Origin of the sequence: Streptomyces sp. NPDC057010, assembly GCF_042673805.1 — a bacterium.
GTDB lineage: Bacteria > Actinomycetota > Actinomycetes > Streptomycetales > Streptomycetaceae > Streptomyces.
Map to the genome: position 1 here is coordinate 24,224 of NZ_JBHUSC010000002.1, position 12,528 is coordinate 36,751.

General features: G+C 69.7%; 10 protein-coding genes. 4 read left to right on the plus strand and 6 right to left on the minus strand.

The window, feature by feature from the left end; translation table 11 throughout:
• Positions 1-6: 6 nt before the first annotated feature.
• The gene (gene clpB / locus ACFTXQ_RS02625; RefSeq protein ID WP_382635167.1) at positions 7-2,592 is read right to left on the minus strand and encodes an ATP-dependent chaperone ClpB; all 2,586 of its coding nucleotides are present in this window, start codon (positions 2,590-2,592) and stop codon (positions 7-9) included.
• A 112-nt stretch (positions 2,593-2,704) separates the two neighbouring features.
• Here clpB and ACFTXQ_RS02630 point away from each other — a divergent pair, with 112 nt between their 5' ends.
• Positions 2,705-3,118, plus strand: coding sequence for a pyridoxamine 5'-phosphate oxidase family protein (locus ACFTXQ_RS02630; protein ID WP_382635169.1), 414 nt, complete (start codon positions 2,705-2,707; stop codon positions 3,116-3,118).
• Between the two features lie 151 nt (positions 3,119-3,269).
• Here the strand turns inward: ACFTXQ_RS02630 and ACFTXQ_RS02635 are convergent, their stop codons facing one another.
• Positions 3,270-3,584: a (2Fe-2S)-binding protein gene (locus tag ACFTXQ_RS02635; protein ID WP_073917230.1), complete on the minus strand. Its 315-nt coding sequence runs from the start codon at positions 3,582-3,584 to the stop codon at positions 3,270-3,272.
• 383 nt (positions 3,585-3,967) lie between these two features.
• Between ACFTXQ_RS02635 and ACFTXQ_RS02640 the strand changes: the two genes are divergently transcribed.
• The gene (locus tag ACFTXQ_RS02640) at positions 3,968-4,966 is read left to right on the plus strand and encodes a helix-turn-helix transcriptional regulator (RefSeq protein ID WP_382635170.1); all 999 of its coding nucleotides are present in this window, start codon (positions 3,968-3,970) and stop codon (positions 4,964-4,966) included.
• Between the two features lie 70 nt (positions 4,967-5,036).
• Here the strand turns inward: ACFTXQ_RS02640 and ACFTXQ_RS02645 are convergent, their stop codons facing one another.
• Genes ACFTXQ_RS02645 through dnaK form a run of 4 tightly spaced genes read right to left on the minus strand, consistent with a single transcriptional unit; the run spans position 5,037 to position 9,239 of the window.
• A complete protein-coding gene (locus ACFTXQ_RS02645) occupies positions 5,037-5,507 on the minus strand; it encodes a heat shock protein transcriptional repressor HspR (RefSeq protein ID WP_382635172.1) in 471 nt (156 codons plus the stop codon).
• Between the two features lies 1 nt (position 5,508).
• A complete protein-coding gene (gene dnaJ / locus ACFTXQ_RS02650) occupies positions 5,509-6,690 on the minus strand; it encodes a molecular chaperone DnaJ (protein WP_382635174.1) in 1,182 nt (393 codons plus the stop codon).
• A gap of 51 nt (positions 6,691-6,741) precedes the next feature.
• Positions 6,742-7,395 (minus strand): nucleotide exchange factor GrpE, encoded by a 654-nt coding sequence (grpE, locus tag ACFTXQ_RS02655; protein WP_382635176.1) that lies wholly within the window; start codon positions 7,393-7,395, stop codon positions 6,742-6,744.
• Positions 7,395-9,239: a molecular chaperone DnaK gene (gene dnaK / locus ACFTXQ_RS02660; RefSeq protein ID WP_382635178.1), complete on the minus strand. Its 1,845-nt coding sequence runs from the start codon at positions 9,237-9,239 to the stop codon at positions 7,395-7,397. The genes grpE and dnaK overlap by 1 nt, the downstream gene beginning before the upstream one ends.
• A gap of 231 nt (positions 9,240-9,470) precedes the next feature.
• Here dnaK and ACFTXQ_RS02665 point away from each other — a divergent pair, with 231 nt between their 5' ends.
• Together ACFTXQ_RS02665 and ACFTXQ_RS02670 are read left to right on the plus strand one after the other, a co-directional pair.
• The gene (locus ACFTXQ_RS02665; RefSeq protein ID WP_382635180.1) at positions 9,471-9,977 is read left to right on the plus strand and encodes a sugar transferase; all 507 of its coding nucleotides are present in this window, start codon (positions 9,471-9,473) and stop codon (positions 9,975-9,977) included.
• A gap of 110 nt (positions 9,978-10,087) precedes the next feature.
• Positions 10,088-12,528, plus strand: a 2,441-nt coding sequence (locus tag ACFTXQ_RS02670; protein ID WP_382635182.1) for a (Fe-S)-binding protein, incomplete at its 3' end; no start/stop codon positions are given.

Here is a 12,528-nt window from a genome sequence, read left to right on the forward strand (position 1 = left end):
GGACCGCTACAGCGCCTTGCCGACCAGCAGGTCGTCACCCGCCACGTCGACCCGTACGGTGTCGCCCTCGCGGACCTCGCCCGACAGGATCTCCCTCGCCAGGCGGTCGCCGATGGCCGTCTGGATCAGGCGGCGCAGCGGGCGGGCGCCGTAGGCGGGGTCGTTGCCCTTGTCGGCCAGCCAGGCCAGGGCCTCGGGCGTGACGTCCAGGGTCAGGCGGCGGTCGGCGAGGCGCCGGCCGAGCCGGTCGATCTGGAGCTGTGCGATGTGCGCGAGCTCGTCGCCGGTCAGCGCGGAGAAGACGACGAGGTCGTCCAGGCGGTTGAGGAACTCCGGCTTGAAGCTGGCCCGCACCACCTCCAGGACCTGCTGCTTCTTCTGGTCCGCCGGGGTCACGGGATCCACGAGGAACTGACTGCCCAGGTTCGAGGTGAGGACCAGGATGGTGTTGCGGAAGTCCACCGTCCGGCCCTGGCCGTCGGTGAGGCGGCCGTCGTCCAGGACCTGGAGCAGGATGTCGAAGACCTCGGGGTGAGCCTTCTCCACCTCGTCCAGGAGGACCACGCTGTACGGGCGGCGGCGGACGGCCTCGGTGAGCTGGCCGCCCTCTTCGTAGCCGACGTAGCCGGGCGGGGCGCCGACGAGGCGGGCCACGCTGTGCTTCTCCGAGTACTCCGACATGTCGATGCGGACCATGGCCCGCTCGTCGTCGAAGAGGAAGTCCGCGAGGGCCTTGGCCAGCTCGGTCTTGCCCACGCCCGTCGGGCCCAGGAAGAGGAAGGAGCCGGTCGGCCGGTCCGGGTCGGCGATCCCGGCGCGGGTGCGGCGCACGGCGTCCGAGACGGCCCGGACGGCCTCGCCCTGGCCGATCAGGCGGCGGCCCAGCTCGTCCTCCATGCGGAGCAGCTTCTGGGTCTCGCCCTCCAGGAGCCGGCCGGCCGGGATGCCGGTCCAGGCGCCGACCACGTCCGCGATGTCGTCCGGGCCGACCTCGTCCTTGACCATCGTGTCCCGGGCGACCTCGGCCTCGGCCTCGGTGGCCTCCGCCAGCTCGTGCTCCAGGGCCGGGATCTCCCCGTAGAGCAGCTTGGAGGCGGCGTCGAAGTCCCCGTCGCGCTGGGCGCGCTCGGCCTGACCGCGCAGGTCGTCGAGGCGCTCCTTGAGCTCGCCGACGCGGTTGAGGGACTGCTTCTCCTTCTCCCAGCGGGCGGTCAGGCCCCGCAGGTCCTCCTCCTTGTCCGCCAGGTCCTTGCGGATCTTCTCCAGGCGCTCCAGGGAAGCCGGGTCGGACTCGTTCTTCAGGGCCAGCTCCTCCATCCGCAGGCGGTCGACGGAGCGCTGGAGCTCGTCGATCTCCAGCGGGGAGGAGTCGATCTCCATGCGCAGCCGGGAGGCGGCCTCGTCGACGAGGTCGATGGCCTTGTCGGGCAGGAAGCGGGAGGTGATGTACCGGTCGGAGAGGGTCGCGGCGGCGACGAGCGCGCTGTCGTTGATGACGACCTTGTGGTGGGCCTCGTAGCGGCCCTTGAGCCCGCGCAGGATCGCGATGGTGTCCTCGACGGAGGGCTCGGCGACCAGCACCTGCTGGAAGCGCCGCTCCAGCGCCGGGTCCTTCTCGATGCGCTCGCGGTACTCGTCCAGGGTGGTCGCGCCGACCATGCGCAGCTCGCCGCGGGCCAGCATGGGCTTGAGCATGTTGCCCGCGTCCATGGCGGAGTCGCCGCCGGCGCCCGCGCCGACGACGGTGTGCAGCTCGTCGATGAAGGTGATGATCTGGCCCTCGCTGGACTTGATCTCCGCGAGGACTGTCTTGAGGCGCTCCTCGAACTCACCGCGGTACTTGGCGCCGGCGACCATGGCGCCGAGGTCGAGGGAGACGAGCCGCTTGTTCTTCAGGGACTCGGGGACGTCGCCCTTGACGATGCGCTGGGCCAGGCCCTCGACGACGGCCGTCTTGCCGACGCCGGGCTCGCCGATGAGCACCGGGTTGTTCTTCGTACGGCGCGACAGGACCTGGACGACGCGCCGGATCTCCTGGTCGCGGCCGATGACCGGGTCGAGCTTGCCCTCGCGGGCGGCCGCCGTGAAGTCGGTGCCGAACTTCTCCAGGGCCTTGTACTGGCCCTCCGGGTCGGGGGTGGTCACCCGCCGTGCTCCTCGTGCGTTCTGGAAGGCGTCCAGCAGCTTCTTCGCTGTCGCGCCCTGGTCGGAAAGGGCCGCTCCGGCCGCGCCGCCCTTGGCGGCGATGGCGATGAGCAGGTGTTCGGTGGAGAGGTAGTCGTCGCCGAGCCGGCCGGCCTCGGCGTCCGCCTCGGCGAGGACGGCGAGCAGCTCGCGGGTGGGCTGCGGGGGCGCGACCGTGGAGCCGGTGACGCTGGGCAGGGCGGCGAGCAGCCGCTCCGCCCCGTTGCGTACGGCGGCCTGGTCGGCGTCGGTGGCCGCGAGGAGGTCGGTGACGTTCTCGTTGTCCTCGCCGGCGAGCAGGGCCAGCAGCAGGTGCGCGGGGGTGAGATCGGCGTGGCCGTCCTTGACGGCCCTGGTGGTGGCCGCGTTCAGCGCGTCGCGGCTCTTGTTCGTCAGCTCGGCGTCCACAGGTGGCTTCTCCTCTCCGGAGGGGATCGGGGCAGTGTCAGAACTATGACAGAAACAACCTATGCAAAGTTGAGTCTATTCCACTCAAGGCCGGGCGCCGTACCCTTCGGCCATGTCCCATGACGTACTCAACCCGACGCCCGAGTACCTCGCCTTCTGGCGGGAGCGGCACGTCTGCACGCTGACCACCCCCCGCCCCGACGGCACGCCGCACGTGGTGCCGGTGGGCGTGACCTACGACCCGGAGGCCGGTCTGGCCCGGGTGATCAGCAACAAGCACAGCAAGAAGGTGCGCAACATCCTGGCGGCCCAGGCGGCGCAGCCGGGCGGGGCCCGGGTCGCGGTCTGCCAGATGGAAGGGCGCCGCTGGGCCACGCTGGAGGGGCGCGCGGTGATCCGTACGGACGAGGCGTCGGTCGCCGACGCGGTGGCGCGCTACGCCGAGCGGTACGGGCGGATGCCCTCGCCCAATCCCGACCGGGTGGTCATGGAGATCACGCTGGACCGGGCCATGGGGCGCGCGTAGCCGGCCGTACGCGGTCCGGCCGTTGCTTCTTCATCTTGTCCGGTCCGCATCTGTACGCGGACAGCACAACGGCGCCATCGTGGTCAGGTCCACGATGGCGCCGTTGTGTGGGGGTAGCACCTGAGCGATCTGCAACGACGGGGGAATCGCTTCAGGCACTGCGGGGGGTGGCGGTGGTGATATCGGGTTCGAAGAGCTGGTGGTCGCGCTGATCAAGATTGACGAAGACCATTCCGTAGCGCACCTCGCAGCGGACGGGCTGCGGCGCGCCCCGCGGGCGGCGCAGGCACCGGTACGCACGTACGTCCTCGTCCTCCTCGCGCACGACGACGATCGGTTGGCCGAACAGGGTGACCATCAGCGAGTCCCCGGGGTACGGGATCGCGGTGGCCAGGTCGATGAACTGCCATCCGGACCGATAGGCGGAGGCCATTTCGCGGCGGAAACCGCGGTCGTCGGGGGTCATGCGTTCGAAGACTTCCCACCCACACCCCAGCCACTGTCGGACTGCGCGCCCACCGGCGCGCTGCCCCAGCCGCTGTCATCCTTGCCGGGAGATCCCCATCCGCTGTCATTGCCGATCGGACCGGCACCCCAACCACTGTCGGCGGGAGCGCTGCCCCAGCCGCTGTCCGCGAGCGAGATTCCACCGACAGCAGCGGCCGTAGAGAGAGCAATGGCAGCCACCGAGCGAGCCAATTTCTTGTACATGGTCGACGTTGTCCTCACTTGATGGATTCCTCTCCCCCGCATCTCAGACGATGACTTATCGAGCCACGCCATTGCCACCGTGGCGATGCATCATGTTCCTGTACATGCAGGACCCTGGGGGTGGGAGATTTGCCGATTATGCGCACGAACCAGACACATCCCCATGCGGTGACGGACCTGTGCGATCTCGGGGCCGAGCTGTACGCCAGCGCGCTCAGCTCCGGCCGAATCGCCCGCGAGGAAGTCGAGCAGACGCCCTGCCTGCTGGAATTCGCGCTGCTGCACCCTGATCCCGATGACGACAACTGGCTTCGCCCGGTTCCGCCTTCGGTGGCACTCGCCCAGCGACTTCACCCGCTGGAACGGGAGATCCTGCAACGCCGGCGCTCCTCCATAGAGCTCACCGAAGCGTTTGAGCCATTCATGGCCATCAGTGCGCTGACTCCCGCGCCCACGCACGCCATCACCGTGCTGGAGGGATTCAACAGGATCAACGCGGCGCTCAATGTGGCCACCGCCGAGTGCCAGGCCGAAATGCTGACCATTCAACCGGGCGGCGGGCGTTCGGAAAACATTCTCAACCAGGCGATAGAGCGGGACCAGCCGCTCATCCGCCGCGGCGTCAGCATGCGCACCCTCTATCAGCACACGGTGCGCCACAGCCGCGGCACGATGGCCTACGTCGACCGCATGGCCAGCGGAAAGGTCGAGATCCGCACCCTGGAGGAGCTCGTCGAACGGCTCATCATCTGCGACGAGTCGGTCGCCTTCATCCCCGCCAGCGACGACCAGCAGATCGCCCTGGAACTGCGCCACCCGGCCCTCGTGCGCTACCTCGTCCGGGTCTTCGAGCAGCTGTGGCGGCGGGCCACCCCGCTCAACGAGCAGATCCCGTACGACCCGACGCCGTCGGGGATCTCCGGCGTGCAGCGGTCCATCGCCCAACTCCTCGTGGAGGGGCACGTGGACGAGGCCATCGCGCGCCGGCTGGGCATGAACGTACGGACGTGCCGCGCGCACATCGCCAAGCTGGCCACCGCCCTGGGGAGCGGCAGCCGCGCCCAGCTCGGTTTCCTCATCGCCCAGTCGGGGATCCTGGGCCAGGTTGCGGGGCCGGGCCGCGAGCCGGGCCTCTGAGCCCGTACGAAGGCCCCGCCGGGGGGTTTCCCCGGCGGGGCCTTCGTGCGTGCTGCGGGCTGCCGCCCGGTCAGTCCATCGGGCGCTTGGGCGCGGGACGCCAGACGACCAGGGCGTTGCCCGGCTGCGGCGGCTGGTACGGGACCAGGTCGCGCCGGTAGGAGGCGTGCACCTGGGCCTCGCGGGCCTGGAGCGCGGCCGCGGCGCCGTCCACGGCGGCGGAGAGCTCGGCCACGCGCTGCTGGAGCGCGGCGACCTGGTTCTCCAGCTCGATGATCCGCTTGATGCCCGCCAGGTTGATGCCCTCGTCCTGGGACAACGCCTGCACCGTGCGGAGCAGTTCGATGTCACGGGCCGAATAGCGCCGGCCGCGGCCGGCCGTACGGTCCGGGGAGACCAGACCGAGCCGGTCGTACTGGCGCAGGGTCTGCGGATGCAGGCCCGAGAGCTGGGCGGCCACCGAGATCACGTAGACCGGGGTCTCGTCGGTGAGCTGGTAGCCCCCGCCCAGACGGGAGGACTGTCGCCGGCGGCCGTCCATGTCATGCTCCCTTCGCGGACTCGAACAGCGCGGAACGCGGGTCCTGCGACTCCGTCGCCTCGCGGTACATCTCCAGCGCCTCACGGGCCTTGTCCGACAGCTCCGTCGGAACCGCGACCTCCACCGTCACCAGCAGATCACCGCGGGTGCCGTCCTTGCGGACCGCGCCCTTGCCGCGGGCCCGCATGGTGCGGCCGTTGGGGGTGCCCGGCGGCAGCTTCAGCGTCACCGGGGGGCCGTTCAGGGTAGGAACCCTGATGTCGGCACCCAGCGCCGCCTCGGCGAAGGTCACCGGCACCGTCACCGTCAGGTTGTCGCCCTTGCGGCCGAAGACCGGGTGGGAGCCGACGTGCACGACGACGTAGAGGTCGCCGGCGGGACCGCCGCGCTCGCCCGGCGCGCCCTTGCCGCGCAGCCGGATCCGCTGGCCGTCGGAGACGCCCGCCGGGATCCGGACCTGCATGGTGCGGGAGCTGCGGGCGCGACCGCTGCCCTTGCAGACGTCACAGGGGGTCTCGGCGATCAGGCCGCGGCCCTTGCAGTCCGCGCAGGGGTCGGTCAGCGAGAAGCCGCCGCCGCTGCCCCGCGAGACCTGTCCGGTGCCGACGCAGGTCGGGCACACCCTGGGGGTGCCGTTCTTGTCGCCGGTGCCCGAGCAGGCCTTGCAGGGGGCCTGCGAGGACATCCGGAGCGGGACCGTGGCCCCGTCCACCGCCTCCGTGAAGGAGAGGGTCACCTCCGACTCGATGTCCTGGCCGCGGCGCGGCTGGGTGCGGGTGCCCGCACCGGCGCCGGCGCCGCGGTTGAACAGGCCGCCGAAGACATCGCCCAGGCCGCCGCCGAAGCCGCCGCCCGCGCCGCCCGGCTGCTGACCCCCGAAGAGGTCGCCGAGGTCGAAGTTGAACGAGCCGCCGCCCCCGCCCGGGCCGGGGCGGAAGCCCCCGTTGCCGAACAGGGCGCGGGCCTCGTCGTACTCCTTGCGCTTCTTCGCGTCGCCGAGGATGTCGTTCGCCTCGGAGATCTCCTTGAAGCGCTCCTCGGCCGAGGCGTCGCCCTTGTTGGCGTCCGGGTGGAACTCGCGCGCGAGCTTCCGGTACGCCTTCTTGATCTCGGCCTCGGTGGCGTCCTTCGGGACACCGAGGACCTTGTAGTAGTCCTTCTCGACGAAGTCCTTCGTGCTCATCCCCGGTGTCCCTCCTCTCGTCCTTCTCCTGCTCTTACTACTGTTCCAACATCAGCCCTTGTCGGGGGCATCCGTGTCCTTGTCCGAGGGCGTGTCGGCCTCGGCCGACTCGGACTTCGGGGCCGCGCCCGGCTGGGGCTCGGCCACCGCGACCCGCGCGGGGCGGATCGTACGCTCGCCGATCCGGTACCCCGGCTGGAGGATCGCCACGCAGGTCGTCTCGGTGACGTCCGGCGCGTACGAGTGCATCAGGGCCTCGTGGATCGTCGGGTCGAAGGGCTCGCCCTCCTTGCCGAACTGCTGGAGACCCATCTTGGCGGCGACCGTCTCCAGCGATTCGGCCACCGACTTGAAGCCGCCGACCAGCTCGCCATGCTCCCGCGCCCGGCCGATGTCGTCCAGGGTCGGGAGCAGTTCCGTCAGGAGGGACGCGACCGCGATCTCCTTGACGGTGATCCGGTCCCGCTCCACCCGGCGGCGGTAGTTCTGGTACTCCGCCTGGAGCCGCTGGAGGTCCCCGGTGCGCTCGTTGAGCGCGGTACGGGCCTGGTCCAGCTGCGCCAGCAGCGCAACGTCCTGTGCTGTGTCCCCGGCCGGAGCCGCCTCCTCCGCCTTGTCGGCGGAGTCGGCGGCCTTCGGCTCCTCGGGCGTGCCGTCGGCGGGGACTTCGGGCTTCTCCTCGAAGCCCGGGGTCTCCTCCGGCATCAGGCAGCGCCGCCCTTCGGCTTCTCGTCGTCGACGATCTCGGCGTCGACGACGTCGTCGTCGGCCTTGGCCTGCTGGGCGCCCTCGGCGCCGGCGGCACCCTGAGCGGCCTGGGCGTCGGCGTAGATGGCCTGGCCGAGCTTCTGGCTGACCGCGGCGAGCTTCTCGGTCGCGGTGCGGATCTCGGCCGTGTCCTCGCCCTTCAGGGTCTCCTTGAGCTCGGCGACGGCCGCCTCGACCTCGGTCTTGACGTCGGCCGGGACCTTGTCCTCGTTGTCCTTGACGAACTTCTCCGTCTGGTAGACGAGCTGCTCGCCCTGGTTGCGGGACTCGGCCGCCTCCTTGCGACGGAGGTCCTCGTCCGCGTACTGCTCCGCCTCCTGGCGCATGCGGTCGACCTCGTCCTTGCCGAGCGAGGAGCCGCCGGTGACGGTCATCTTCTGCTCCTTGCCCGTGCCGAGGTCCTTCGCGGTCACGTGCATGATGCCGTTCGCGTCGATGTCGAAGGAGACCTCGATCTGCGGGACACCGCGCGGGGCCGGCGGCAGGCCCGTCAGCTCGAACATGCCGAGCTTCTTGTTGTACGCCGCGATCTCGCGCTCACCCTGGTAGACCTGGATCTGCACCGACGGCTGGTTGTCCTCGGCCGTCGTGAAGATCTCCGACCGCTTGGTCGGGATCGTGGTGTTGCGCTCGATGAGCTTGGTCATGATGCCGCCCTTGGTCTCGATGCCGAGGGACAGCGGGGTCACGTCGAGGAGCAGGACGTCCTTGACCTCACCCTTGAGCACACCGGCCTGCAGGGTCGCGCCGATGGCGACGACCTCGTCCGGGTTGACGCCCTTGTTGGCGTCCTGACCGCCGGTGAGCTCCTTGACGAGCTCGGCGACGGCCGGCATGCGGGTGGAGCCGCCGACCAGGACCACGTGGTCGATCTCGGACAGCTGGATGCCGGCGTCCTTGATGACGTTATGGAACGGGGTCTTGCAGCGCTCGAGCAGGTCCGCGGTGAGCTGCTGGAACTGGGCGCGCGTGAGCTTCTCGTCCAGGTGCAGCGGGCCCTCGGCGGAGGCCGTGATGTAGGGCAGGTTGATCGAGGTCTCCGTGGAGGAGGACAGCTCGATCTTCGCCTTCTCGGCGGCCTCGCGCAGACGCTGGAGCGCCATCTTGTCCTTGGACAGGTCGACGCCGTGGCCGTTGTTGAACTGCTTCACCAGGTAGTCGACGACGCGCTGGTCCCAGTCGTCGCCGCCGAGGTGGTTGTCGCCGTTGGTGGCCTTGACCTCGACGACGCCGTCGCCGATCTCGAGGAGCGACACGTCGAAGGTGCCGCCGCCGAGGTCGAAGACGAGAATGGTCTGGTCGTCCTTGTCGAGACCGTAGGCCAGGGCGGCGGCCGTGGGCTCGTTGACGATGCGCAGGACGTTGAGGCCCGCGATCTCGCCGGCCTCCTTCGTCGCCTGGCGCTCGGAGTCGTTGAAGTAGGCCGGGACGGTGATGACCGCGTCCGTGACCTTCTCGCCCAGGTACGCCTCGGCGTCGCGCTTCAGCTTCTGCAGGATGAAGGCGCTCATCTGCTGCGGGTTGAAGTCCTTGCCATCCAGGTTGATCTTCCAGTCAGTGCCCATGTGGCGCTTGACGGAGCGGATGGTCCGGTCCACGTTCGTGACCGCCTGGCGCTTGGCCACCTCGCCGACGAGGACCTCGCCGTTCTTGGCGAAGGCGACGACGGACGGCGTGGTCCTGGCGCCCTCGGCGTTGGTGATGACGGTGGGCTCGCCGCCTTCCAGAACGCTGACGACGGAGTTAGTGGTGCCCAGGTCGATGCCGACCGCACGTGCCATTTCGATTCCTCCAGCTGACTTGAGTGGAACAGACTCAAGGATGCCGTACCGCCGCGCAGGCGTCAACAGACCTGAGCCGGAGGGGCTCAACCTTTAGCTGTCGCTTACGCGCAACCTTGCTCCGGGTCCGGGCGGAGCCCGACGGCCGCGCCGCACCCGAACGGGTTCGTGCCGGACCCCCCGGCCGCGCGCCATCCCGCGCCCGCCGGAGGCGTACGGCACGGTGCTGGCATGCCGCCCACCTTCACCGCCCCGCCCGCGAAACGGGTGGCCGACCTCGCCGGAGCGGCGATCCTGCTGGTCCTGCTCGCACCGGCTCTGGCCGCGGCGGCAGCGGTGCTCGGCGTGACCCAGCGCGGCCGGGTCTTCGTACGGGAGCCGGCGGCGGGCCTGGCCGGGCGGCCGTTCCGGACGTGGAGGTTCCGCACCGCCCCGGCCGGTCGCGTCGGAGCCGCGGTGGAGGGCTGCGCGCTGGACGCGCTGCCCCAGCTGCTCAACGTGTTCCGCGGGGAGATGTCCCTGGTCGGGCCCCGCCCGGAGCCGCGTACGGACCGCGCCGACAGGCTGCTCGTACGCCCTGGAATGACGGGCTTGTGGCAGGTCAGCGCACGCTCCGACCTGCCCTGGGAGGAAATGGCCCTCTTGGACCGACACTATGTGGAGAACCACTGGCTGGGGATGGACCTGGTGATCCTGGCGCAAACCCCACGGGCGGCCTACCGGCAAAGGCATGCCTGAGCGACACAGATCACCGCACGCTCGGCTACATTGCGGCGTCGGGAATGGGTAACCTCAAGCCTTGACTCCATAAGTTACCGCTTAGTAAGTGCCGCCCGAGGAGCCCTCCCATGCAACTCGCCGCGATCATCGTGTCGCTGGTCATCACGGTGGTAGCCGTCGCGCTGTTCGGCCGTGCCATCGCGCAGATCTACCACTTCGTGCGCCTCGGCCAGCCAGTGCCCGCGGGCACGCGCACCGGCGACCCCAAGCAGCGCACCATCACGCTGGCCAAGGAGTTCCTCGGCCACACCCGCATGAACCGCTGGGGCATCGTCGGGTTCGCGCACTGGTTCGTCGCGGTGGGCTTCTTCTCGCTGCTGCTGACCATCGTCAACGCCTTCGGGCAGCTCTTCCAGGCCGACTGGCTGATCCCGATCATCGGCGACTGGCTGCCGTACGAGATCTTCACCGAGTTCCTCGGCCTGATGACCGTGCTCGGCATCGTGACCCTGATCGTGATCCGGCAGCTGAGCCGGCCGGGCAGGGCAGGACGCAAGTCGCGCTTCACGGGCTCCAAGACGGGCCAGGCGTACTTCGTCGAGGCCGTCATCCTGATCGTCGGCGTCTGCATCATGACGCTGCGCGCACTGGAGGGCGTCCAGCACCACGTGACCAGCTGGGAGCCGGGCTTCTTCGCCTCGTACCCGCTGATCGCCGCCTTCGACGGGCTGAGCCTGAGCACGCTGCAGCACCTCACCTACTTCTTCGCGGCGCTCAAGATCGTCACGTCCTTCACCTGGATGATCACGGTCTCGCTCAACACCAACATGGGTGTCGCCTGGCACCGCTTCCTCGGCTTCCCGAACATCTGGTTCAAGCGCAACGCGGACGGTTCCACCGCCCTCGGCGCCCTCCAGCCGATGACCAGCGGCGGCAAGCAGATCGACTTCGAGGACCCGGGCGAGGACGACGTCTTCGGCGTCTCCCAGGTCGAGCAGTTCTCCTGGAAGGGCATCCTCGACTTCTCCACGTGTACGGAGTGCGGTCGCTGCCAGTCGCAGTGCCCGGCCTGGAACACCGGCAAGCCGCTGTCCCCGAAGCTCCTGATCATGTCGCTGCGCGACCACGCGCACGCCAAGGCCCCGTACCTGCTCGCCGGCGGCGGCAAGACCATGGAGGGCGAGGAGAAGGCCTCCGCGGAGCAGCTGAAGGACGTCCCGGCGGCGGCGCTGGCCGAGGCCGAGCGCCCGCTGATCGGCACCGCCGAGGAGAACGGCGTCATCGACCCGGACGTGCTGTGGTCCTGCACCACCTGCGGCGCCTGCGTCGAGCAGTGCCCGGTCGACATCGAGCACATCGACCACATCGTCGACATGCGGCGCTACCAGGTGATGATCGAGAGCGCGTTCCCGTCGGAGGCGGGCACGATGCTCAAGAACCTGGAGAAGAAGGGCAACCCCTGGGGCCTGGCCAAGAAGCAGCGCGTCGAGTGGACCAAGGAGGTCGACTTCGAGGTCCCGATCATCGGCAAGGACGCGGAGGACCTCTCGGAGTTCGACTACCTGTACTGGGTCGGCTGCGCGGGCGCCCTGGAGGACCGGGCCAAGAAGACCACGAAGGCCTTCGCGGAGCTGCTGAACATCGCGGGCGTCAAGTTCGCGATCATGGGCGGCGACGAGAAGTGCACCGGTGACTCGCCGCGCCGCCTGGGCAACGAGCCGCTGTTCCAGCAGCTGGGCCAGGAGAACGTGGCCATGCTGAACATGGCCTTCGGCGAGGACGACGAGGACCCGTCGACGAAGAAGCCGAAGTCCGCGAAGCGGATCGTCTCGACCTGCCCGCACTGCTTCAACACCATCGCGAACGAGTACCCGCAGCTGGGCGGCGAGTACGAGGTCATCCACCACACGCAGCTGCTCCAGCACCTGATCGACGAGGGCCGGCTGACGCCGGTCACGCCGGTGGACGGCCTGATCACGTACCACGACCCGTGTTACCTGGGCCGGCACAACAAGGTCTACACGCCGCCGCGCGAGATCATGTCGGCCGTTCCGGGGCTGCGGCAGCAGGAGATGCACCGCCACAAGGAGCGGGGCTTCTGCTGTGGCGCCGGTGGCGCGCGGATGTGGATGGAGGAGCGGATCGGCAAGCGCATCAACAACGAGCGCGTCGACGAGGCCCTGTCCCTGAACCCGGACATCGTCTCCACCGCATGCCCGTTCTGCCTCGTCATGCTGACCGACTCGGTGAACGGCAAGAAGAACGAGGGCCAGGCCAAGGAGTCCGTGCAGGTCGTGGACGTGGCCCAGCTGCTGCTGGACTCGGTGAAGGCCCCGGGTCCGACGGAGGCCGAGCTGGCCGCGCTGGCCGCCGAGGCGGAGGCCGCTGCCGCTGCCGCTGCCGCGAAGGCTGAAGCCGAGGCGAAGGCTGCGGCCGAGGCGAAGGCTGCGGCCGAGGCGAAGGCTGCGGCCGAGGCGGAAGCGAAGGCGAGGGCCGAAGCCGAGGCCAAGGCGAAGGCCGAAGCGGAGGCTGCTGCTGCGGCCGAGGCCGAGGCCGCCGCGGAGGCGGA